Annotated in this window: 28 protein-coding genes; 21 read left to right on the forward strand and 7 right to left on the reverse strand. The window is 71.8% G+C overall.

The annotated features are described in order from the left end of the window. Nucleotides 1-20: 20 nt before the first annotated feature. On the forward strand, nt 21-305 hold the full coding sequence (locus O7624_RS14505) for a type II toxin-antitoxin system Phd/YefM family antitoxin (RefSeq protein WP_282240387.1): 285 nt from the start codon (nt 21-23) through the stop codon (nt 303-305). Further along, the gene (locus O7624_RS14510) at nt 305-616 is read left to right on the forward strand and encodes a type II toxin-antitoxin system RelE/ParE family toxin (protein WP_282240388.1); all 312 of its coding nucleotides are present in this window, start codon (nt 305-307) and stop codon (nt 614-616) included. The genes O7624_RS14505 and O7624_RS14510 overlap by 1 nt, the downstream gene beginning before the upstream one ends. Here O7624_RS14510 and O7624_RS14515 read toward each other — a convergent pair. Beyond that, nucleotides 549-920 (reverse strand): type II toxin-antitoxin system YoeB family toxin, encoded by a 372-nt coding sequence (locus O7624_RS14515; protein WP_348774988.1) that lies wholly within the window; start codon nt 918-920, stop codon nt 549-551. The two genes, O7624_RS14510 and O7624_RS14515, sit on opposite strands and share 68 nt — an antisense overlap. Before the next feature lie 115 nt (nt 921-1,035). On the opposite strand from O7624_RS14515, the gene O7624_RS14520 reads away from it, so the two are divergent. From O7624_RS14520 to O7624_RS14530, 3 genes are read left to right on the forward strand one after another with little or no spacing between them, the layout of a single operon-like run. Beyond that, nucleotides 1,036-1,374, forward strand: coding sequence for a helix-turn-helix transcriptional regulator (locus tag O7624_RS14520; protein WP_093403899.1), 339 nt, complete (start codon nt 1,036-1,038; stop codon nt 1,372-1,374). Continuing rightward, nucleotides 1,371-1,847, forward strand: coding sequence for an SRPBCC domain-containing protein (locus O7624_RS14525; RefSeq protein WP_282240389.1), 477 nt, complete (start codon nt 1,371-1,373; stop codon nt 1,845-1,847). Before O7624_RS14520 ends, O7624_RS14525 begins: the two co-directional genes overlap by 4 nt. Next, nucleotides 1,844-2,470 carry a dihydrofolate reductase family protein gene (locus O7624_RS14530; RefSeq protein WP_282240390.1) on the forward strand — a complete coding sequence of 209 codons (627 nt, stop codon included), beginning with the start codon at nt 1,844-1,846 and terminating at the stop codon, nt 2,468-2,470. Before O7624_RS14525 ends, O7624_RS14530 begins: the two co-directional genes overlap by 4 nt. A 10-nt stretch (nt 2,471-2,480) precedes the next feature. On the opposite strand, the gene O7624_RS14535 is transcribed toward O7624_RS14530, so the two are convergent. Beyond that, nucleotides 2,481-3,506 carry a sodium:calcium symporter gene (locus tag O7624_RS14535; protein ID WP_282240391.1) on the reverse strand — a complete coding sequence of 342 codons (1,026 nt, stop codon included), beginning with the start codon at nt 3,504-3,506 and terminating at the stop codon, nt 2,481-2,483. Between the two features lie 141 nt (nt 3,507-3,647). Here O7624_RS14535 and O7624_RS14540 point away from each other — a divergent pair, with 141 nt between their 5' ends. Continuing rightward, entirely contained in the window at nt 3,648-4,418 is a 771-nt protein-coding gene (locus tag O7624_RS14540) for a hypothetical protein (protein ID WP_282240392.1), read from the forward strand. Here O7624_RS14540 and O7624_RS14545 read toward each other — a convergent pair. After that, on the reverse strand, nt 4,399-4,845 hold the full coding sequence (locus O7624_RS14545; protein WP_282240393.1) for a DUF4345 domain-containing protein: 447 nt from the start codon (nt 4,843-4,845) through the stop codon (nt 4,399-4,401). The two genes, O7624_RS14540 and O7624_RS14545, sit on opposite strands and share 20 nt — an antisense overlap. After that, nucleotides 4,842-5,663: an NAD(P)H-binding protein gene (locus O7624_RS14550; RefSeq protein WP_282240394.1), complete on the reverse strand. Its 822-nt coding sequence runs from the start codon at nt 5,661-5,663 to the stop codon at nt 4,842-4,844. Before O7624_RS14550 ends, O7624_RS14545 begins: the two co-directional genes overlap by 4 nt. A gap of 147 nt (nt 5,664-5,810) precedes the next feature. Here O7624_RS14550 and O7624_RS14555 point away from each other — a divergent pair, with 147 nt between their 5' ends. After that, nucleotides 5,811-6,794, forward strand: a complete 984-nt coding sequence (locus O7624_RS14555; protein ID WP_282240395.1) for an AraC family transcriptional regulator — start codon at nt 5,811-5,813, stop codon at nt 6,792-6,794. Here O7624_RS14555 and O7624_RS14560 read toward each other — a convergent pair. Further along, nucleotides 6,715-7,434, reverse strand: coding sequence for a TetR/AcrR family transcriptional regulator C-terminal domain-containing protein (locus tag O7624_RS14560; protein WP_282240396.1), 720 nt, complete (start codon nt 7,432-7,434; stop codon nt 6,715-6,717). The genes O7624_RS14555 and O7624_RS14560 overlap by 80 nt on opposite strands. Before the next feature lie 95 nt (nt 7,435-7,529). Between O7624_RS14560 and O7624_RS14565 the strand changes: the two genes are divergently transcribed. Together O7624_RS14565 and O7624_RS14570 are read left to right on the forward strand one after the other, a co-directional pair. Continuing rightward, nucleotides 7,530-8,243: a DUF4386 domain-containing protein gene (locus O7624_RS14565; RefSeq protein ID WP_282240397.1), complete on the forward strand. Its 714-nt coding sequence runs from the start codon at nt 7,530-7,532 to the stop codon at nt 8,241-8,243. 146 nt (nt 8,244-8,389) lie between these two features. Beyond that, the gene (locus tag O7624_RS14570; RefSeq protein WP_210939004.1) at nt 8,390-8,875 is read left to right on the forward strand and encodes a hypothetical protein; all 486 of its coding nucleotides are present in this window, start codon (nt 8,390-8,392) and stop codon (nt 8,873-8,875) included. Between the two features lie 11 nt (nt 8,876-8,886). On the opposite strand, the gene O7624_RS14575 is transcribed toward O7624_RS14570, so the two are convergent. Together O7624_RS14575 and O7624_RS14580 are read right to left on the reverse strand one after the other, a co-directional pair. After that, nucleotides 8,887-11,265 carry a glycosyl hydrolase family 65 protein gene (locus O7624_RS14575; RefSeq protein ID WP_282240398.1) on the reverse strand — a complete coding sequence of 793 codons (2,379 nt, stop codon included), beginning with the start codon at nt 11,263-11,265 and terminating at the stop codon, nt 8,887-8,889. Between the two features lie 78 nt (nt 11,266-11,343). Beyond that, nucleotides 11,344-12,141, reverse strand: coding sequence for an A24 family peptidase (locus O7624_RS14580; RefSeq protein WP_282240399.1), 798 nt, complete (start codon nt 12,139-12,141; stop codon nt 11,344-11,346). Nucleotides 12,142-12,724: 583 nt separating this feature from the next. Between O7624_RS14580 and O7624_RS14585 the strand changes: the two genes are divergently transcribed. The 12 genes from O7624_RS14585 (at nt 12,725) to O7624_RS14640 (ending at nt 21,880) form a co-directional block, all read left to right on the forward strand. Then, nucleotides 12,725-13,294, forward strand: a complete 570-nt coding sequence (locus O7624_RS14585; RefSeq protein WP_282240400.1) for a hypothetical protein — start codon at nt 12,725-12,727, stop codon at nt 13,292-13,294. 89 nt (nt 13,295-13,383) lie between these two features. Further along, entirely contained in the window at nt 13,384-14,256 is an 873-nt protein-coding gene (locus O7624_RS14590; RefSeq protein WP_282240633.1) for a hypothetical protein, read from the forward strand. A 119-nt stretch (nt 14,257-14,375) separates the two neighbouring features. Next, on the forward strand, nt 14,376-15,038 hold the full coding sequence (locus O7624_RS14595; RefSeq protein ID WP_282240401.1) for an SAF domain-containing protein: 663 nt from the start codon (nt 14,376-14,378) through the stop codon (nt 15,036-15,038). 2 nt (nt 15,039-15,040) lie between these two features. Beyond that, nucleotides 15,041-15,841: a ParA family protein gene (locus O7624_RS14600; RefSeq protein WP_093403879.1), complete on the forward strand. Its 801-nt coding sequence runs from the start codon at nt 15,041-15,043 to the stop codon at nt 15,839-15,841. Next, nucleotides 15,831-17,363, forward strand: coding sequence for a CpaF/VirB11 family protein (locus tag O7624_RS14605; protein ID WP_093403877.1), 1,533 nt, complete (start codon nt 15,831-15,833; stop codon nt 17,361-17,363). Before O7624_RS14600 ends, O7624_RS14605 begins: the two co-directional genes overlap by 11 nt. Nucleotides 17,364-17,367: 4 nt before the next feature. Next, nucleotides 17,368-18,270 carry a type II secretion system F family protein gene (locus O7624_RS14610; protein ID WP_282240402.1) on the forward strand — a complete coding sequence of 301 codons (903 nt, stop codon included), beginning with the start codon at nt 17,368-17,370 and terminating at the stop codon, nt 18,268-18,270. Further along, nucleotides 18,267-19,130 carry a type II secretion system F family protein gene (locus O7624_RS14615; RefSeq protein ID WP_282240403.1) on the forward strand — a complete coding sequence of 288 codons (864 nt, stop codon included), beginning with the start codon at nt 18,267-18,269 and terminating at the stop codon, nt 19,128-19,130. Before O7624_RS14610 ends, O7624_RS14615 begins: the two co-directional genes overlap by 4 nt. Before the next feature lie 28 nt (nt 19,131-19,158). After that, complete coding sequence (locus tag O7624_RS14620; RefSeq protein ID WP_282240404.1) at nt 19,159-19,362, forward strand: hypothetical protein; 204 nt, start codon at nt 19,159-19,161, stop codon at nt 19,360-19,362. Nucleotides 19,363-19,398: 36 nt separating this feature from the next. Continuing rightward, the gene (locus tag O7624_RS14625) at nt 19,399-19,812 is read left to right on the forward strand and encodes a TadE family protein (RefSeq protein WP_282240634.1); all 414 of its coding nucleotides are present in this window, start codon (nt 19,399-19,401) and stop codon (nt 19,810-19,812) included. Further along, nucleotides 19,794-20,261: a pilus assembly protein gene (locus O7624_RS14630; RefSeq protein ID WP_282240635.1), complete on the forward strand. Its 468-nt coding sequence runs from the start codon at nt 19,794-19,796 to the stop codon at nt 20,259-20,261. The genes O7624_RS14625 and O7624_RS14630 overlap by 19 nt, the downstream gene beginning before the upstream one ends. Further along, entirely contained in the window at nt 20,258-20,683 is a 426-nt protein-coding gene (locus O7624_RS14635; protein WP_282240405.1) for a pilus assembly protein TadG-related protein, read from the forward strand. Before O7624_RS14630 ends, O7624_RS14635 begins: the two co-directional genes overlap by 4 nt. Nucleotides 20,684-20,698: 15 nt before the next feature. After that, nucleotides 20,699-21,880 (forward strand): LysM peptidoglycan-binding domain-containing protein, encoded by a 1,182-nt coding sequence (locus tag O7624_RS14640; protein WP_282240406.1) that lies wholly within the window; start codon nt 20,699-20,701, stop codon nt 21,878-21,880. The last annotated feature ends 29 nt before the right edge of the window (nt 21,881-21,909 follow it).

The raw sequence follows: 21,909 nt of genomic DNA on the forward strand, positions 1-21,909 counted from the left end.
CAGTTGCTAGAGTGGTCGCTATGGAGACCATTCCGATCACCGAAGCCAAGGCCCGGATCGCCGAGCTGGCCGACCGGGTCGCTCGGGAGCACGACCACTTCACGATCACCCGCAACGGCCGTGCCGATGTGATGCTGATCTCGGTCGCGGAGTACGAGTCGATGCGGGAGACGCTCGACCTGCTCTCCGACGACGAGGCCCTCGCGGATCTGCGCCAGTCGCGGGAGGATTTCGCCGCCGGCGACACGTTCTCGATGGACGAGGTTCGCGCCGAGCTGGAACGGCGCCGCGGTAAGGCGGCCTGATGCCTCCGCAAAGCGGGCGGCGGGACGACGCCCGGGAGGCAGCCAGCCCGTACACGGTGGTGTTCTCCCGGCAGGCCCGCCGCAACCTGCACGAGGACCTACCGCTGGAGGTCGCGGTCGCGGCAACGGAGACCATCCAGCACGCGATCGCGGTCAACCCCTATCGGGCTGGCAAACCACTCGACGAGCCCTTCGACGGCTTCCACTCCGCCCGCCGTGGCACGTACCGGGTCATCTACCGGATCAACGAAGCCAAACGCGTCGTGCAGATCCACTCAATCCGCCACCGGCGAGACGCCTACCGCTTCTAGGGGCCACGCCTGGAAACCGCGCTTCATTGGGCTGACCCGCCCATCGGCAAGGGTAGCGGGCCACCGGCGACGGTGACGACTGGTTCGAGCGGCGAGGCCTCCGACCCACGTACTCTCTGACCTGCGGTTCTTGGTCCGTGCCGCAGCCGTCATGCGAAACCGGTTGATCGACGATCCGGTACACCAGGCGGCGCTCCTGATCGATGCGCCTCGACCAGAAGCCTGACCAGTTGCCCCGAACTCGCTCCGGTTCCCGATGCCTGACGGCTGTCGCGCCGGATGTCCTCGTACAGGGTATTTGTATAACCGAGCCGTCGGCGCAGCGCGCAGATTCTTCACCTGGCGCGGCGCGGACGCCGCGTGCGCACCTGAATACTTAGCCGTTGCGCTAAGTATCGTCGTAGGGGATACTTAGCCACATGGCTCAGTATTCGGCGCAGCTCGACGGCGTGTTCGGGGCTCTCGCCGATCCGACGAGACGTGGAGTCCTCCGCCGCCTCGGCCGTGGGCCGACGACCGTCGGTGAACTCGCCAGCGAGTTCCCGATGACCCTTCCTTCGTTCATGAAGCACGTACGGGTCCTCGAGTCCAGCGGGCTGATCCAGACGGCCAAGGCCGGTCGGGTACGCACCTGTGTGCTCAACCGGGAGCGCCTCGCCGTCATCGACCACTGGCTCGCCGAGCAGCGCCAGATCTGGGAAGAGCGCACCGATCGCCTCGAACGCTTCGTCACCGACCTTGAGGAGCACCAAGAGTGAAACCCGACCTGGACCTGACCGTGGAGCGGGTCATCCGCGCACCCCGCGTCACCGTCTGGAAGGCGTGGACCGACCAGTCCCGGCTGGCGAAGTGGTGGGTTCCGGCCCCTGCTCTCTGCCGCGTCGACCGCCTGGACGTCCGGCCCGGCGGCGGGTTCGTGACCCGGCTGAGCGACGACGGCGGTGAGTTCGTCCCGCACATGGACGCGACCTTCCTGGTCGTCGACGAATACGAGCGGATCGTGTTCACGAACGCCGTCGACAGCGCCTGGCGGCCCGCGAGCCCTGTCCCGGTCGCCATGACCGCCGAGGTCACTTTCAACGACCATCCGGACGGCACGGACTACCGGGTCGTCGTCCGCCATGGTGATCCCGCCGCTCGCGCCCGTCATCAGGAACTCGGCTTCGCCGACGGCTGGGGCTCGGTGACCGCCCAGCTCGCCGGATTCGCCGAAAGTGAGGAGACACGATGAAGATCGCCCTGACCGAGTTCGTGACCCTCGACGGGGTCAGCCAGGGGCCCGGCTCGCCGACCGAGGATCCGAGTGGCGACTTCACCCGGGGCGGTTGGCTCGTGCCCTACCTGGACCCGCTCTTCGTCAAGCGCACCTCCGAATGGCTTGATCTTGCCGACGGTCTGCTGCTGGGGCGACGGACGTACCAGGCGTTCGCCCGCGACTGGCCGCAGATCACCGACCCGAACGACCCGTTCACGGAACGGATGAACTCGCTACCGAAGTACGTCGTCACCAACACCCTCACCGAGGGCAGTTGGCGTCCCGTGACGCTGCTCCACGGCGACCCGGTCCAGACCGTCGGGCAGCTCAGGACGCAGCCGGGACGGGAGCTTCAGATTCACGGGAGTGCGCGGCTCGGCAAGGCCCTGTTGGCGGCCGGTCTGGTCGACACGCTCCGGCTCGTCGTCGCTCCCACCGTGGCCGGTTCCGGACGGCGTCTACTGGACCACCCGAGCGCTCCCGTCGGCCTGCGACTCGTTCACCACGAGGCGACGCCGAACGGTCTGCTGCTTGTCGAGTACGCGCAGGTCGGCGTCGCGCCGGTGGCCGAATACGACGGCGTAACGGCGTTCGTCTAGATTCCGGCCCTCAGCCGGGCCGCAGAAGCAGCAGCGCGACGGTGGCCAGGTAGATGATCGGGATGGCGGCCCCTTCGAAGCCGATGCCCCGGCGTTCCCTGATCAGCAGCCCGGCGGTCAGCGTGGCCGTCATCAGGGTGGTCATGCCGGTGAACAGCAGCCCCGACAGGTTCGCCTCCGAGTAGATCGACCCGGGCCGGTAGGCGGCGTCGGCGAGGAAGATCATCAGAGAGTCGAACGCGTTGCCGCCGAGGATGTTGCCGATGCCGAGAGTCAGCGCCCCGATGCGGACCGCCGCGATGAGCGTGATCAGCTCCGGCAGCGAGGTGATCGCCGTGGTGATGGTGAAACCCACGAATCCGCTGGGCAGGCCGGAGGCGGCGACCACGCCGAGCCCACCCTGACCGATCAGGTAGCCGGTGGCGGCCACGACAGCCGCCAGCGCGGCCAGTCGGAGCCACAGCCGACGCAGGCTCATCCCGGACGTCTCGGCAGCCGGCTCGTCCTGACGGGTGTCCGTGGTACGCCGGGCGAACCACATCGGTTCCCGGCGGAGCCGGCGCAGCAGCACCAGACCGTACAGGTAGATGACGGGGATCAGCAGGCTCGCCGGGTGCACCCAGAGCACTGTGAGTTCCGGCGTGGCGTACGCCACCACGGGCAGGCAGAGCAGCGCCACCAGCACGACCGCCTGCAAGACGTTCTCCAGGGACGCCGCCGCGTGCTCGATGTTCGAACGGCGGTAGAGCAGGTCGGCGATGGCCAGCCACACCGTCTGCACCGCGATGCCACCGATCGGGTTGGCGAGCGCGAACTCGGCGTCCTGCCGAACCGACCCGATGATCGTGGTGGCGATGCCGGGCAACGAGGTCACCGCGCCGAGCAGAAGGGCGCCGGCCACCGCCTCGCCCATCCCGGTCCGGTCGGCCAATTCGTCGGCCGTCCGGACCAACGCCCGGCCGGCGGACAGGATCGCCGCGAGGGCGGCGACCAACGCGACCACGCTGGGCAGGAGCGGCCAGGTACCGGTGATCACGAGGGGTCGCCTGAAGGTTGTTCGAGAGCCATGCCTTCCCCCGTACCCATCTGGCGGGATTTTGCGCAGCAGCGGGTCGGGTGCAGGTCTGCCGTCGACGCGTCGGTGACGAGGTGCGAACGTCTGTCAGACTCGCTCGGCGTGAGGCATCAGCAGATTCTGGACAAGCTCGCCGCACCGGTCCTCGTCCGCGCGTTGAACGATGATCTGGCCCGGTGGGTGGGCTGGCAGTTGGTGGCCGTACCGGACGATCACCGCGAGCTGGCGCGACGGGTCGTTCCACCGATCCTCACCCGCTGGCGGTGCCTGCTCGACGCCGACGACACCGCTGCGGCGACCCGGCACCGTGGCTGGGTGGCGATGGCGGTTCTGCTGCACCGGTACGGCCTCGCCGATGAGGCTGTCACGGCCCACGCGTCGGCTGCCATCGACTCACTCAATCGCGACGTCGTGCTCTCCGACGCCTTCGCCCGGCAGTCTCCGGCCATCAAGGACTTCCTCGCCACGCCGCCGACTCCGCCGACGCGCCGGCCGCGCCGGCCCAGGACGCTGACGCTCCTGCGCCCCGGAGACGTGGTGTCCATTCAGGTGGAGGCCGGCTTCCACGCAGCGTTCGTACGCGAGGTCGCGGGCGGCAACGAGTACCCGGTCGTCGAGTTCTACGCCGGCCGTTTCGACCGGCCACCGACGTTTGACGAGTTGTCCGGCCGGGCCGCCGCCCGCGACCGCGGCCAGGCCCGGTTCGGGGTGGTCGGGCTCACCTACCTGCCCGACCCCGCCAACCAGGTCCTGGCCCTTGCCTCCGGGCAGCAGCAGCCACCGCTGGGCACCGATCCCGGGCCGGGCGAGGGCCGGTACACGATGACCGACATCATCCGGCTGCAACACGCCATCACCCGCCTGTTCCAGTGAGCACGGGTCGTCGGTCGTACCGCAGGACGAGCCGGCCGCAGACGACGCCGAGGATCAACTCGACCACTGTGGCGGCCACGAGCCCGGCGGCCGGTGGCCCGTCGAGCGCCATGCCGAGCAGCCGGGACAGACCGTAGGCCAGATAGACCACGGCACCGACCAGGGCGGCGGGGTAGGTCAGCCGTCGGACGTACCCGCCGAGCATGACGAGTACGCCGGTGGCCAGCAGCGCCCCTCCGGCACCGCGGGCCTCGCTGAGCAGGCTGCTGTTGCCCGCGTACTCGATGCCGTTTCCGGCGTGGAACGTCGCCGGAACGGTCAGCAACGCTCCACCGATGACGATCGCGACCAGTCCGGCGACGGTCAGGCCGATCCGTCCGGGTGGAGGGGCGGGTGGTGCTCCGGTAGGTGTGTTCCGGCCGCTCACCGCTGCCACGTCCCGGCAGCGACGGCCCGTCGGCAGACCTCGGCGAAGTCAACCGGCTGCCGGTCGAGTGCCTGGTGGACGCCGTCGCCGAGGCTGGCGTTGCGCCCGTCGAAGACCTCCACACAGAGGTCGGTGAGCAGCCGGGCGTGCTCCGGCCCGACCTGTCCGACCAGGCCGTCGTGGAACTGCTCGGCGGTGACCGGCAGGTAGCGCACCTCCCTCCCGGTGGCCTCGGCGATCTCCGCTGCGGCCTGGTCGAAGGTCAGCAGGCGAGGGCCGGTGACCTCGTACGCCCGCCCGTCGTGCCGGTCGCCGGTGAGCGCGGCGACGGCGACGTCGGCGACGTCGTCCACGTCGACGAAGGGCTCGGCGACCTGGCCTGCCGGCAGCGCGAGCAGGCCGTCGTGGACGGCCTGCGCCAGCTGCCCCTCGGTGAAGTTCTGCGTGAACCAGCTGGCCCGCACGATGGTGTACCCGAGCCCGGAGCCGGCGACGATCGCCTCACAGCGCTGCGCACCCGCCTCCCCACGACCCGACAGCAGCACCAGCCGGCGCACGCCCGTCTTACGGGCGACGTCGACGAACGCCTCGACCACGTCGGACGCCTGCGGGGCGGCCAGATCCGGGAAGTAGCACAGGTACACGGCGTCGATGCCGCGCAGCGCGGCCGACCACGTCTCCGGCCTCGCCCAGTCGAAGGGCCGTTCGCCACGGCGGGAAGCCCGCCGCACCGGATGTCCGAGGCGGATGAGGCGGTCGGCGACGCGTCGGCCGGTCTTGCCGGTCGCGCCCGTGACGAGTACTGACGGTCGGGACATGGGTGGCTCCGTTCCGGAGAGGATTGCTTTTCGCTGCCAACCCAGCCTGGTGCGGATTCGGTGGTGGAACAATGATCGTGCTGCCGGCTTTCTTTGCCTGTCGTCCAGCTGTTTGGACGACAGGCACATCTGCGAGAGCCTTGAGCGATGTGGACGACACCGGCCTGCGAGGTCGCGGCCGCCAGTGACCCGCTCGGCGAGACACTGCATCTCCTCCGGCTCACCGGCACGCTGTACTGCCGCGCCGAGCTGACCGCACCGTGGGGCGTGGCGGTGCCGGCCCTGCCCGGTTGCATGACGTTGCAGGTGGTCACGGCTGGGCGGTGCTGGCTTGAGGCGGACGGCGTCGAACCGCGCCTGGTCGGGCCGGGCAGTCTGACGCTGATCCCGCACGGCATTCCGCACCGCTTCCGCAGTGATCCGCAGGCGTCGACCGAGCCACTCTTCTCGATTCCGGTGCAGCGGCTCAGCGAGCGTTACGAGATCATGCGGTACGGCGGTGGCGGCGAGCTGACCCAGGTCACGTACGCGGTGCTGCGGCTGGACCACGTCGCGGCGCAGCGGATGGTCGCCCAACTGCCGACCGTGCTGCACCTGGACCGGTTCGACGACGAGACGGGGTGGTTGCACAGCACGCTCCGATTCGTGGCCAGCGAGGCGCAGGCGTTGCGTCCGGGCGGCGAGACGATGCTCACCCGGCTGGCGGACGTGCTGGTCATCCAGACGATCCGTGCCTGGTTGGATGCCGCACCCGAAGCGCGCCAGGGCTGGCTGGCGGCGCTGCGTGATCCCCAGATCGGGCAGGCCCTCACCGCGCTGCACCGTACGCCCGAGCGGGACTGGCGCGTGACCGATCTGGCCCGGGAGGCGGGCATGTCCCGGTCGGCGTTCGCCGCACGCTTCACCGCGCTGGTCGGCGAACCCGTCATGCGGTACGTGGCCGCGTGGCGACTGCAACTCGCCCACGACCATCTCGGTCGTAGTGACGAACCACTGCCGGTGGTGGCGCGGCGGTTCGGCTACCAGTCGGAGGCGGCGTTCTGTCGTGCCTTCAAGCGGACGTACGGGGTGCCGCCGGGCCGGCTGCGCCGCGAGCCTGTTCCAGACCGTCGAAGAGCAGATCGAGGGTGAACTCGAACTCGGTCTGACTGTCACACCAGCCCAGGGTGGGGTCGGTGGCGTCGTGCAGCTCGGCGGCCACCATCGCGGCCAGGTGGGGCAGCTGTGCGGACAGCGCGGCCAGCTCCGCCTCCGCCGCGTCGGCGTCGACCTCCGCACCGGCGGCGGGTTGGAAGACCTCTTGAGCGAAGCCGAGAGCCAGGCTGCCGAACGCGTGCAGCGCCCGGTGGGCGATCCGGTACGGGAAGCCGCCGTCGATCAGGATGGCGAGGATGCCTTCGTAGTAGCCGTACACCCCGCCGGGAATGGCCGAGCGGGAAGTGAGCAGTGCGGGCGCCCACGGGTGCCGCAGCATGACCGCGCGTGCGGCGAGGAAACGTGACCGTAGCCGGGTACGCCAGTTTCCGCCGGCCGCCGCCGTCTCGGCCTGGTCGGCGGCCGTGACGATCTCGGCGACCACGGCATCGACGAGGCCGTCGAGCAGCCCTTCCTTGCCGGGCAGGTGGTGGTAGAGCGACATCGCCTCGACGCCGAGGTCGGCGGCGAGCCGGCGCATCGTCAGCGCCGCCATCCCCTCCGCGTCAACCAGCGCGATCGCGGCGACCAGCGCCCGGTCACGGCTCAGCGGCTCCCGGCGTCTTCTCGCTCCCATGCGGCTCCCATCTTCCCTTGACCTTACAACGTATGGTTGCCTTACGACGTAAGGCTGATCTCGCCACCAGAGCTGCCGCAACCGAAGGGGCCACCATGCATCCACTGATCCGCACCGCCCGGACGACCGGGCTTTTCTACCTTGGGCTCGGCATCGCCGGCGCACTGGGCTTCCTCACCATCCGACCCATGATCTTCGAGTCCGGTGACGCCGACGCGACCCTCGCCAACCTGGTCGCCAACGAGTCACTGGCGCGCCTCGGAGTGGCATTCGAACTGCTAGTCGTCCTCACCCAGACGCTGGCCGCCGTCTGGTTCTACCGGCTGTTCCGTGCCGTCAACAGCACCGCCGCCGGCAGCATCGCCGCCTTCGGCCTCGTCAACGCCGTCGCCATCCTCGGCAGCGCCGCCATGCTCGGGACCGCGGTCACGGTGGCCACCGGCGAGGCCGGTGGGGCCGCCGACACGGTCCAGTTGCTGTACCTCGTCAGCGAGAACCTGTGGGCGGTGGGCGGACTCTTCTTCGGCCTCTGGCTGATGCCGATGGGCTGGTGCGTGCTGCGTTCGGGTTGGCTGCCCCGAGCCCTCGGCTGGATCCTCGTCGCCGGTGGTGTGGGCTACGTGCTGATGACGTTCGTCGGGTACCTCGCCCCCGGCGCCGGGATCGTCGGCGACCTGCTGGTGGTTCCCGCGACCGTGGGCGAACTCTGGATTCTCGGCTACCTGGTCGTCTTCGGCGTCCGGAAGCGGGCACTCACCGAGACGCCGCGAACGACGCCGACCGCGCCGCTCGCCGCCTCGCCAGCCTGACCGTCCCGGCCGGCCCGGTTCGGGGTCGTGCTCCCACCCGGGTACGCCCTGACCGGGGCCGGCCGTCCCGCCGTGTCGTTGATCCGGTTGTGCCCGCCACCCGCCGGTGACCACGGTGGGGGCGCCGACAAGTCCGGAGGACGCCGATGACCAGCGAACGCGAGACCGTCGAGGTCGACCCCGCCCTGTTCCAAGCCGTCTACGACTCGCCCGCCGCACTGCCCGGCCGGCACCGCTGGACCACCCCGGAGTCCGACGTACGGCGGATCGAGAAGCTGCTCAACATGCCGCCCCGGACCATCGGCGCGCCCCTGTGGGTCAGCGGCGACCAGCCGGACTGCCCGAAGTGCGGTCGTCGGATCACCTGGTACGACATCGTCGCCTCGGCCCTGAAGGGCGTGCACGACCCGATGATGATCGCGACGGTCATCCTCGGCGACCGCCGCTACGTCAACACCGGTCTGCCCGCCGCCATCCCCGGCGTACGCTGCGCCGACTGTCGGTCACCGATCGAGGGGCTGCGCAGCTTCAAGTGCCACAACTGGGCGTACGCCTTCGAGGATCTGGCGGCCGTGCGGCAGCGGATGTCCGGCGGCCCGGTCCACGGTGACCAGGGTGAGCCGGTCCACTGACACCCGTGCGGTCAGCGGCGGGCCGGCCGACGGCCGGGTGGCGAGGGTGGTTCGGGGCCGAGATCGGGTAGTGGGGGCATGGGTCGGGTGGTCGGATGATCGGCGGTCACCCGCAGCCGCTCACCGTGGTGCCACAGCTCGATCGCCACGCCGGCGTCGGCGTCCGGCAGCTCGTAGCGGGCCTCGTCGGCGGTCAGCGTGACGTGCAGCCGGTGGCCGTGCCAGAGCAGGCTGAACGCGAGGCGGTCGATCCGGTCGGGCAGCCGCGGGTCGAACGACAACAGCTCCCGGTCGTCGCGGAGGCCGCCGAAGCCCTGCACCAGCGCCAGCCAGGCCCCGCCCAGCGAGGCCAGGTGCAGCCCGTCGCCCGTCTTGTCGCCGAGATCCTCCAGGTCCTGGAGCACCGACTCGGCGAACAGGTCGTACGCCAGGTCGAGGTGGCCCAGCTCGGCGGCGAGCACCCCCTGCGGCGCGGCGGACAGCGACGAGTCCCGCACCGTCCGCGCCTCGTAGTAGGCGAAGTTGGCAGCCTTCTCCTCGGCGGTGAACTCGCCCGGGCAGCGCAGCATCGCCAGCACCAGATCGGCCTGCTTGACCACCTGGTGCCGGTACAGCTCCAGGTAGGGAAAGTGCAGCAGCAGCGGGTAGTCGTCGTCGCCGGTGTCGGCGAAGTTCCACTCCGGCCGGTCGGTGAACCCGGCCGCCTGCTGGTGCACCCCGCGCTTCGGGTCGTACGGCACGGTCATCGCCTCGGCGGCGGCCCGCCAACCGGCCACCTCGGCCGGGTCCACGCCCAGCCGGCCGGCCGCCTCGGGGTGCCGCTCGACGGCGTCGGCCGCGCCGCGCAGGTTCCGCCGCGCCATCAGGTTGGTGAACAGGTTGTCGTCGACAAGTGCGGCGTACTCGTCCGGGCCGGTGACACCGACGATGTGGAAGCTGCCGTCGTCGGTGAAGTGCCCGAAACCGTGCCACAACCGGGCAGTGGCCACCAGCAGGTCCAGCCCGGGGCCGGTCAGGAAGTCCTCGTCGCCGGTGGCCGCGTCGTAGCGCAGGACCGCGTCGGCGATGTCGGCGTTGACGTGCAGCGCGGCGGTGCCGGCCGGCCAGTAGCCGGAGCACTCCCGGCCGCCGATGGTCCGCCAGGGAAAGGTGGCGCCGGTGAGCCGCAGTTCCGCCGCGCGGTCGTACGCCTGCGGCAGGTGCGCGTGCCGCCAGCGCAGCGCCGACCGGGCCACGGCCGGCGCGATGTAGGTCAGCACCGGCAGCACGTAACCCTCGGTGTCCCAGAGCACGTGACCGTCGTAGCCGTTGCCGGTCAACCCCTTGGCGGGGATGGTCCGGTCGCCGTCCGAGCGGCCCGCCTGAATCAGGTGGAACATGGCGAACCGGATCGCCAGTTGCAGCTCGTCGTCGCCGTCGAGCAGCACGTCGGCGGTACGCCAGGCGTCATCGAGGGCGGCACGCTGCTCGGCACGCAGATTCTCAAAGCCGACCGAACGCGCCGCGTCCGCCTCGGCCGTCACCTGCGCCCCCAGTTCCTCGACGGAGGGATCCGCGACGGACGCCCACTCGTACGCCGCGAACTTGGTCAGCCGCACCCGCTCGCCGGGTCGCAGCGGCCCGGCGAGGGTCAGCCGAATCCGATCCGGGCTGGCGTCGGCGTCGGTGGTCACGTGTGCCGGTGCCGCCGATCGATGGGCGACCGCGACGGCGACCCGCTGCTCGCTGCGCTCGGTCCGGTGCACCAACAGCGCGTCGACACCGTCGACGCGGTGCAGTTCGGCGGTCAGCGGGTCCTGGATCAGCGAGGCGGCCCGGGGGTCGTCGGCCCGCTCGGGGACATGCTCGTTGGCCAGCAGGTCCGCGCAGATCCGCAGGTCGACCGGCCCGTCCAGGGGTTCCACCGTCCAGTCGACGGCGGCGACGCGGCGGCGGGGCAGCGACACCAGCCGGGTGCTGCGTACCCGCACCCCGTAGCCGGCCGGCGAGATCCATTCGGTGAGCCGTTCGATCACCCCGGCCCGCAGGTCGAGCACCTGCTCGTGGGCGAGCACCGTGCCGGTGCGCAGGTCCAGCGGCTCGTCACCGACCCAGAGCCGTACCAGCGTGGCGTTCGGCGGGCTGATCACGGTGTCGCTGAGCTGCGGGAAGGCGTAGCCGTTCTCGGGGTAGGTCAGCTCACGGCGTTCGTGCAGCCCGTTGAGGTAGCTGCCCGGCATGTCGACCGGCAAGCCCTCGTCGAGGGTGCCGCGCCAGCCCAGCCATCCGTTGCTCAACGCGAAGACCGACTCGGTCTCGCCGAGCCGGTCCAGGTCGTCCCAGGTCCGCCGGATCCGCCACCGCTCGTCGGGCTGCGGCTCGTCCGTTCGCTGGTCAGGGGTGGGGTGCACAGTACCTCCAGGACGCTCCGACGGTCCCTGCGAGCTGACAATTCCCCACCGCCCGGTTCACCACACCAGCAGCGTCGTTCACCACACCAGCAGCAACGCGCCGAGCGTGCCGAGCACCAGGTACGGCCCGAACGGCAGGTGGCTCGACCAACGGGCCCGACGGCTCACCAGCAGGCCCAGGGCGACGAGTCCGGACAGGGTCAGCGCGAGCAGCAGCCCGAGCACCGGCACACTCCAGCCGTACCAGCCCAGGAGGGCACCCGCGCTCAGCGCGAGCTTGGCGTCGCCGATGCCGAAGCCTCGCGTACCGAGCAACAGGGTGGTGGTGGCGAAGAAGAGGGCCAGCCCGAGCCCGGCGGCGACGGCACGCAGCCATGGTGTCGCACCGGCCCCGGTCAGCGCGGCCAGCCCGAGCAGCAGCCAGGTGCCGACGGCGGCCGGCCAGGTCAGTCGGTTCGGCAGCCGGTGCACCGCGACGTCGATGAAGAGCAACGGCACCGCGAAGGCCAACCACCAGCCGGCGGCGGCCACCTCGACGGCGGGTGGGCGGGTCAGCAGCAGCGCGGCCAGGGCGGCCAGCGCGGCCAGCTCGACGGTGGCCGGCGGGGCACCGACCCGGGCACCGCAGCCGCCGCAGCGGGCGGTCGGGCCGAGCGCCGGCCAGGGGCGGTGCGGGCCGATCGGCGCGCCACAGGCGTCGCAGCCGGTCCGGCAGGCGGTTCCCGGGGGTACGGCGTGCCGGGCGACGGCGTACCGGAGCAGTGGGGTGATCGTCAGCAGAGCCGAGGCGCGCGGCCACGACCGGGTGACGTGCCCGGATGATGGATCATCCGGCGCGGCCGCCCGGGGCACCGGCGGAGCAGGTTGCCGGGTCATCTCGACCACCCCTTCACGGAGGGTAGTGTGCCCGGTCGGTTCGGGTGGCGATCCGAATGTCCGACGCCGTCCGCCGCGCCGCCGCACCGCCGTCGGATCAGATGCCCGGAACGGGCAGATGGAATTCCCATAGATCGCAACTGGCGGCCAATTGGCACCTTTTCTGCCGGGGACGGATCGGACCGATTGCCATTTCCCGTCTTATTGCGACCAGCCGGTGGGCCGCCCACCCGGCGGTGGGATCGCCCGCTTCGCCACCCGCACCCGCCCGAGCCGCACCCCGGGTCGATCAACGCCGGCAATCTACCGGTAACCATGCGGCGCCACCACCATTCATAACTCAGAGTGTTCGAATGAATTGCCTCTGTTGCATCGGCCAGCGTCAGCCTATGCTCGCCCCTTGGATGTGACGCAACCCACGTCCGTTACCGACGAGCAGCCAGGCCAATGCGTTAGCAGGAGATCCACAAGAGCAAATGCGGCTGGGCACGAAACAGGGCCGGAGAGATCCGTCCGATCGCGCCGCCGCACGCCCGGCGACGCTGATTCGACGTCCGCCGGTCGGCACCGAGGAGGGCACGAGGTGCGAGCACGGCAGCTGAGCCGCTGGACGGCCGGCCTGGTCGCGGTGGCCACGGTCGGCACGAGCACCGCCTGCGGCAACACCCAGGAGACGTCCACCACCGCGACACCCGAACGGCACAGACCAGCCGGCGCCGAGCGGGCCGCCGAGGAGGCGGCTGCGGAGAAGGCGGCGCTGGCGGCCTACTCCGGCTACCTCTCGGCGTCCCGCACGGCGAGCCGGCGCAGCGACCCACAGGAGCCGGCGCTGACCCGGTTCCTCGCGGACCCGCTGCTGACCAGGGTCCGGTTCAGCCTGCGGCAGGCCCGGCAGAACGGCGCGGTGAGCGCCGGCACGCTGCGCTCCGAAGGGCCCACCGTCATCTCGATGGACCTGGACGCCACACCCCCCACAGTGGAGATCCAGGACTGCGTCGACGCCAGCAACTACCGGCTGATCTACGTTGCCGACGACAAGGTCGTACCGGGCACCCGAGGCTCCCGCCACCTGGCCACCGCCACCGCGACCCGTTATCCCGACGGTCGCTGGCGGATCAGCACCGGCGCGGCCCACCAGGACCAGCCGTGCTGACCGGGCTGATTGGGCTGACCTACCGCCGCCGCCCGGCCGCTCCGCGTACCGGTGTCGTCCGGCGGGCGCTGCTCGGCGGCGCGTTGGCGGTGCTGCTGGCGACCGGCGGCGCGGTTCCGGCGACCGCCGCCGACCCCGGTGCCGAATGCCCGCCGGCCCAACCGAACTGCAACGTCTGGGACGACGACCCGGGCACCCCAGGTGGCGGCGGCAACGGTGGGGACAACGGCAGCGGCGGCGACAACGGCGGTGGGGGCGGTGGCGGCGTCTGCCAGTGGGAGGGCCGCACCATCCCCTGCTACGACGACGTGCTCGGCTGGTTCAACAGCGGCGACGGCTGCTACTACAAGCTGGCCGAGCCGCAGCCGGAGGCGCCCGAGGGCCAGCAGTGGTACGTGCGTACCTGCTACGGCGGGGCGGTCGGTGACCAGCGGACAGTGCTGCTGGACGCGCCGCCGCAGGGCTTCGGCGCTCCGCCGGACCCGGAGGAACTGGCCCGTCGGGCATTCGCCTCGATCACCCTGCGCGCGCCCCGCGCGTCGGTCGCGCCCCGCAAGTCCATCGGACCCGGGCTGGTCGGTCTGCCGGTCTGGATGTGGGCCGAATCGGGTGTCGAGCAATTCGGCCCGCAGAGCGCCTTCGCCGAGGACCGAGGCCTGCGCGTGACGATCCAGGCCAAGGTCGACCGGGTGGTCTGGGACATGGGCAACGGCGACACCGTCACCTGCACCGACGCCGGTACCGAGTACGAACGCCGGGGCCCGCACGCCGGACGACGCTCCCCCGACTGCGGCTACCACGACGGCTACGCCGAGGCCGGGACGTACACCGTCCGGGCGACCACGCACTGGTCGGTGACGTGGACCAGCAACGGCGGCGACAGCGGGAGCATCGGCGGTGTCACCCGCACCACGGGCCCGGTCGTCATCCAGATCAACGAGCTTCAGGTGGTGACCCGGTGAGCGCGAGGAGTGAGCCGGTCCTGCGAGCCCCGCAGTCGCGAACGAAAGGTGAGGTCCGTGAGCGCGAGGAGTGAGCCGGTCCTGCGAGCCCCGCAGTCGCGAACGAAAGGTGTGACCCGATGAGCGTGGCGACCCGCAACGGAAACACTCCGGTGGATGCGCCGGTCGCTCCGCCCCGGGTGGTCCGCCAACGCCGGGTCCGGCCCGGGCTGCTCGGCCTCGCCGTCCTGCTGATCGCCCTCGGCGGGTTGGGTTCGGCGTTCGCGGTGACCTCGGTCCGGGCGACCGGCAGCTACCTGGCGGTGGCCCGGGCGGTCGAGGTGGGCAGCGTGCTCCGCGCCGACGACCTGATCTCGGTGCAGGTGGCCGGCGGTCAGGGACTCGAACCGGTGCCCGCCTCCCGGCTCGCCGACGTGATCGGGATGCGCGCCGCCGTCTCGCTGGCCCCGGGTTCCCTGCTGACGATGGCCCAGCTCACCGACGATCCGCTGCTCGGCCCCGGGCAGCAGCAGCTCGCTCTCGGGCTGCGCGCGGCCCAGGTGCCGGCGCCGAAGCTGCGCCCAGGTGACCAGATACTGCTGGTCAGCACGCCGAGCAACGACAGCGGCGGAGGTTCGTCGTCGGGTGCCACCCGGTTCACCGCGACAGTCACCGACGCCGTCTCCACTGACGGGCGGGACGAGGTGGTCGTCTACCTGGCGCTCGCTGTCCGGGACGTACCGGCCGTGGTGGCACTGGCCGCCCAGGATCGGATCGCGGTCGTACTGACCAAGGCGGCCTGAGCATGGCGATCATCGCGCTGGTCTCGGCCAAGGGTTCGCCGGGGGTCACCACCACCGCGCTGGCCTGTGCGTTGAGCTGGCACCGGCGGCTGATCCTCGCCGAGTGTGACCCGGCCGGTGGCTCCGTCCTCGCCGGCTATCTCGGTGGGGCGCTCGACGGGCCGCGCGGCATCGGCGAGCTGGCCGTCGGCGAGCTGCGCGACGGCAGCCTGGAGAGCGCATTCTGGTCGCAGTTGGTCGACCTGGACGCGCCGCGCCGGGAACGGCTGCTGCTGCCGGGAGTGGTCGACCCGGCGCAGGCCGGCAGCGTCACGCCGCTCTGGCAGCGGTTCGCGGACTTCTTCACCGGGTTGGAGCGCGGCGACCCGCCGTACGACGTGCTTGTCGACTGTGGCCGGTTGCACGTCCTCGGTCCGCCCTGGCCGCTGCTGCGCGCCGCCTCGGTGGTGCTGGTGGTAAGTCGGGCGCAGCTGCCCGACCTGTCCGGCACCCGGGCCATGCTCCAGGCCATCGAGCGGGACTTCGCCGAGCATCGGGTGCCGTCGGGCACCCTGCGCCTGCTGTTGATCGGCGGCGGCCACGGCAGAAGCGAGGTCAGCAAGGCCCTTCAGCTTCCGGTGATCGCCCGGCTGCCGCACGATCCGCGTACCGCCGAGGTGTTGAGCCTGGGCGGGACCGTGCGGGCCACCCGACCGCTGTTGCGGGCGGCCCGCGAGCTGGAGGTGCCGATCGGCGCGCTGCTGGAACGGCGGCGGGCCCGGCTGGCGTGGCCCGTCTCCCAGGGAGTGCCGGATGCGATTTGAACCGGTCTCGTCCGACCCGCGCCGGCAACCACCGGGCGCCACCTCCACCGCCCCGCCGCTGCCCCCGGTCAACGGTTGGCACCAACCACCGAACGGGTCGGTACCAGTCGCGACACCGCCAGCGGCGCCGCCGCCCCGGCCACGGGTGGATTTCCAGGTGGTGCGCGAGCTGCGCCGGCAGCTCAGCGAACGGCTCACCCGATGGCAGCGTGGCCGCGAGTTCAGTGTCGCCGAGGAGGACACCGAGCGCGCCCGGCTCGCGGTCGAGCTGGTCGCCGAGTACGCCGACGCGGTGCGCCGCGCCGGCACGCCGATGGCCGCGGGCGAGGAGCGGCTGCTGCTCGACCAGGTGACCGCCGAACTGGCCGGCCTCGGTCGACTTCAGACCCTGCTTGTCGACGACACCATCGAGGAGGTGCACATCCTCGGCTGTGACCAGGTGCGGATCACTCGGCACGGTGGTGGGGTCGACTGGGCCGACCCGATCGCGGACAGCGACGACGAGTTGGTGGAGATCCTCCAGGCGGCGGCCCGCCGGGCCGGCGCGACGGAACGCTCCCTGTCCACCTCGAAGCCCACCCTGGACCTGCAACTGCCCGACGGCAGCCGACTGGCCGCGGTGTTCCTGGTCAGTCACCGCCCGTACGCGGTGATCCGCAAGCACAACACCCTCGACGTGACCCTGGACGACCTGGCCGGTGGCCGGGGCGACCTGGACGAAATGATCGACCCGCTGCTGCGCGACTTCCTCCGGGCGTCGATGCGGGCCGGGTTGAACATCATGGTCGCCGGGCTGGCCGGCGCCGGTAAGACCACCGTGATCCGGGCGATGATGAGCGAGATCCCGCCGGACGAGCCGTACGTGCTGCTGGAGGAGAGTCGGGAGCTGCTACCGGCCCGCCGCGGCGATCGCCACCGGGCGGTGATGAGCTTCGAGGCCCGGGAGGGGCACGGCGAACGCGGGCCGGACGGTCGACCGGCCGGGGAGGTGAGCATCGCCGACCTGATCCCGGTCTCGCTGCGGATGGGCGTGCTGCGGATCATCGTCGGTGAGGTGCGGTCCCGGGAGATCGTGCCGATGCTCCAGGCGATGACCACCAGCCGGGGATCGATGTGCACGATCCACGCGCGTACCCCGGCCGGGGTGAGCGAGCGGATCATCGAGTTGGCGCTCGCCCACGGCCGCGAGATGACCGTCGACCAGGCCCGCCGGATGGCCGGCAACGCACTCGACCTGATCGTCTACGTCACCGTCGACGACGAGACCGGCATCGGCGGGCGCAAGCACCGCTTCGTCTCGCACGTCGAGGAGGTACTGGGCGTCGGTGAGAGCAGCCGGATCACCACCACGCAGGTCTTCGGTCCCGGCCCCGACGGCCGGGCAGTTCCCCGGCACCTGCCGGAACGGGTCCGGGACCAGTTGCTGCGGGTGGGCTACGACGCCCGGTTGCTGAGCCGCTGGATCGAGGCCGGCCAGGGCGCCTGGCGTCGGCCCCGGCAGACCCGACTCGGTCGGCGGTGAGTCGGTGCGTACGAACATCGAGCTGATCGCCCTGGTCTCGGGCGCGGCCTGTGTGGCCGGTCTGGTGCTGGCCGTCGTCGCGCTCGTCGGCACCCGCCGACCGCCCGGCCGGGCACCCGGCGCGGGCCCGGGGCTCGGGCGACTCTGGCGCGGCTCCGGCACCACCGCCCGTGAGCAGCGCGCACACCAGACGCTGCTGCTCGGCGCGCTGGTCGCCGGCGCGCTGGCCTTCCTGCTGACCGGCCTGCCCGTGGTCGGCCTGCTGGTCGCGGTGGCGGTGCCGGGCACCCCGTGGCTGTTCTCCGTCGGCCGGGCCGAGCAGCGGGCCATCGCCCGGATCGAGGCGGTCGGCGAATGGACCCGCCGGCTCAAGGACGTCTCCGCCACCGGGCAGGGACTCCAGCAGGCGATCATCGGCACGGTCACCACCGCGCCGGAGGAGATTCAGGAGGAGGTACGCCTGCTCGCCGCCCGGCTCCAGGCCGGCTGGCTGGCCCGCTCCGCCCTGCTGGCCTTCGCCGACGAGATCGGCGACCCGGTCTGTGACCAGGTGGTGGCGGCGCTCATCCTGCACCTCACCGACCGGGGTGAGCGCCTCGGCGACGTGCTCGGCTCGATCGCCTCGGCCGCCGCGGCCGAGGTCGCGACCCGACGGGAGATCGAGGCCAAGCGCACCCAACCCCGGTTCGCGGTCCGCTTCCTCACCGGGATGACGCTGGCCACCATCGCGTACGGACTACTCAACCGCGAATACGTCCAGCCCTATGACACCCCGTTCGGGCAGGTGGTGATGGCGGTGCTCGGTGCCGCCTTCGTGGCGCTGCTGGCCTGGGTGCGCTCGATGAGCCAACCGCCCCGACCGGCCCGCTTCCTGCCGGCCCCCGACCCGATCGAGGTGGTGGCGTGAACCTGCATCTCACCCTGGCGGTGGTGGCCGGTGCCACGCTCGGGTTGGGCGTGTTCCTGGTGGTCCGTGAACTGGTTCCGGCGACACCCGCGCTCGGGCCGGCGCTGCGCCGGCTGCACCAGCCGCCGGGGACCGTCCACACCGGCCCCGTCGACCGGCGTCTGGAGTGGCTCACCGGGCTGGCCCGCTGGCTGCGCCCGCCACACCGGCAACTGGCCCTGCTCGACCGCACCCCCGAGCAGTACGCCCTCTCCCTGCTGCTGTCCGCCCTGATCGGACTCTGCGCTCCGGCACTGCTCAGCGCCACCCTGCTCAGTGTCGGCGTCTCACTGCCGCTGGCCGTGCCGGTGCTGGGCAGCCTCGGCCTGGCGCTGCTCTGCGCGCTGGTGGCGCACCGCTCGGTGCTGGCCAAGGCCGACGCCGCGCGCGACGAGTTCCGCCAGGCGGTCTGCACCTACCTCGACCTGGTCGCGTTGCAGTTGTCCGCGGCGCACGGTCCGGTGCAGTCGCTGGAGCGGGCCGCCGCGATCTGCGAGGGCTGGGTCTTCGACCGGATATCCGAGGCGCTGCGGATGGCCCAGATGCAGATGCACTCGCCCTGGGACGAGCTACGCGATCTCGCCGACCGGATCGGCATCCCGGAGTTGGGCGACGTCGGCGCGATCATGCGTTCCTCCGGCAGTGAAGGCGCCCAGGTGCACGAGACCCTGCGCAGCCGGGCCGACTCACTGCGCGACCAGATCCGCACCGACAACCTGGCTCGGGCCGAGGGGGTTACCAGCCGGCTCGACATTCCCGGCGCGCTGCTGGTCTTCGTCCTGCTCGGCTTCGCCATCTATCCGTTCCTGGCCCGCCTCTAGGCCGACCCCTGAGTAAAGGAGCCCCCGAATGTCCGTCCTCACCTATCTACACGTCGCGCTGCGGGCGCGCCTGGCTGAGCTGCGCGGTGACCGTGGCGACAGCCCGGTGCCGACCGCTGTGATCATCTTCGGCCTGGTGGCCGTGGCGATGGCGGTGACCGCCGCCGCCCTCGGCGCGGCCAACGACTGGATGGACAACATCCCGAAGCACCAGGACCCGTCGGGCGGCTGAGCGGTGTTCCGTCGCCTCTGCGCCGGCTGGTGCCGGGTGGTCGCCGCCACCCGGCACCGAGTGCTGCCCGGCGACGGCGAGCGGGGCGGCAACCCGGTCGAGCTGGCGGTGGCGCTGCCGGCGGTCCTGCTGATGCTGTTCGCCTCGATCCAAGTCGCCGCCGTCTTCGTCGCCCGGTCGACCGCGCTCAACGCGGCCCAGAGCGGGGTCAACGCGGCGCGGCTCTTCGACGCGCCGGCCGGCGCAGGCGAGGAGCGCGCGGCCCGGTTTCTCCAGGCCGCCGGGGACTGGCTGGTCGACTGGGACGAGCCAGGGCCGAGTTGCCTCGTCACGCAGACCGATGTGACCTGCACGGTGACCGGCAAGGCCCTCTCGGTGGTGCCGGGGGTCACCTTCTCCGTCCGGCAGACGGCACACGGGACGGCGGAACGCTGGACGGAGCCGTCATGAGCCGGGGTTCCGTGTCGATCGAGGTGGCGGTGCTGGCACCGGCCTTCGTCGCGATGATGGTGCTCGGTGGGGTCGCCGGGCGTACCGCCGTGGCCAGCGCGGCGGTGGAGGCCGCCGCACACGACGCGGCCCGGGCCGCCTCGATCTCCCGGGACGCCTCCGCTGCCCGCGACGCGGCCCGGGAGGCTGCCCGTCAGCAGCTCGACTGGCGGGGTGTGGCCTGCACCAGCGCCCCGCAGGTGACCTTCGGCGGCTCGGTCGGCGGGCGCTCGGCCACCTTCGACCAGGCGTTCCGCAGCGCCGTCGGGCAGGAGGCCACGGTCACCGTCGAGATCGCCTGCACCGTCTCCTACGCCGACATCAGACTTCCGGCGTTGACGATGCCGAACGGGCAGCGGATCACCGCCTCGTTCACCTCGCCGCTGGACCGCTACCGGAGCCGGGAATGACCGCCGGTCGCGGTGACTCCGGTCGGGTGAGCATCTTCCTCGCCGTGGCCCTGATCGGGGTGCTCGCCATCATCGGCATGGCGTTCGACGGCGCCGGTCAGCTCCGAACCCTGCAACGCGCCGAGAACCTGGCCGCCGAGGCGGCCCGCGCCGGGGGGCAGGCCATCGACCGGGCGACCGCCATCGAGGGTGGGCCCAAGCGGATCGACCAGCCCCAAGCCCGCAACGCCGTCCGCGACTATCTCACCGCCGCCGGGACCAACGATTACACGGTGACCTTTCCGGTGATCGACGGCGAGACCCTGATCCGGGTACGCGTCCGGATCCGCTACGACCGGGCGATGCTCGGCCTGTTCGGCTTCTCCAACACCGTCACCGTCTCCGGTGAGGCGACCGCACGGGCGCTGACCGGGGCTCCCTAGGGAAGGAAGGTAGCCATGGCCGCATCGGGTGGCACCGCCGCACGGCGGGTCGGTCGGGTGCTGACCGGGTTCGGTGCGCTGATCGCGCTGATCGGCCTGCTGGTCGGTGGACCGATCGCGCTGCTGGCCTTCGCCGGCAACCCGCTCCCCGACCACGTGCCCACGCTCGCGGAGATCGGCACCACGCTGACCAGCCGCGACGACGGGCAACTCTTCCTGCGGGCGCTGGCCGTCGCCGGCTGGTTCGGCTGGGCCACCTTCGCCCTGTCGGTGCTCGTGGAGCTGGGCGCGCAGGCACTGGACCGGCCCGCACCCCGGCTGCCCGGCATGGGCCGGCAGCAGCGGGCCGCCGCCGCGCTGGTCGGATCGGTAGCGCTGATCCTCGCCGCCAGTCCGGCCGCCACGGCCGCCACCACGGCGTACGGCGCGACGGCGTACGGCGCGACGGCGTACGGCGGAGGCCCCGCTGCCGCCGTCGCGTTCACTCCGGCTCCCGCGATGGCGGCCCCGGCGGCAGCCGGACCGGCGACCACAGCCCCGGCGACCGGGGCCGGCACCTCGACGGACGCTTCCGTGTACCGGGTCGCCAAGGGCGATTACCTGGGCGGGGTCGCCGACCGTTATCTCGACGACTTCGACGACTACCACCGGTTGGCCGCCCTCAACAAGCTGCGTGACCCGGATCAGATCCACCCCGGCCAGCTCATCAAACTTCCTGCCGAGGCGCGTGACCAGGGTTCCCGGTCACACGCCACCGGCCGGCTGGTCGCACCGAAGCCCCGGCCCGCCCCCGGCTCGGAGCGCACCGAGCAGAACCGCCCAACGCCGGCCAAGCCTGGCGACTCGGTGGAACGGCCCGGTGAGGCTGTGGAACTGCCCGGTGACCCGACCAAGCGACCGGGATCGGCCACCACCGCACCGACCAGTCCCGAAGGGCGGCAGCCGGAGCCGGCCGAGACGCCTCAGGAGCAGGCACCGGTGGTGACAGTGGGTGCCGCCCGGGCCGGCGAGCCCGACCGGGTGAACCGTCCACTCGCCGTCTCCGCCGTGCTGGCCGTGGCCAGCATCGTCGGCGCGCAGATCGGTGCGGTGCTCGGCCTACGCCGCCGGCCGGCCATGTCCCGCGCCGGCACCCGCCACCACCCGCCCGCCACCATCCCTCGTGAGCTGCCCGTAGGCCGGCACCGCAAGGACTGACGCCCGAGCCGTCGTGAGGCGTGGCAGTC

It is taken from the genome of Verrucosispora sp. WMMD1129, from assembly GCF_029581255.1.
In the GTDB taxonomy this organism is placed as follows: Bacteria; Actinomycetota; Actinomycetes; order Mycobacteriales; family Micromonosporaceae; genus Micromonospora; species Micromonospora sediminimaris.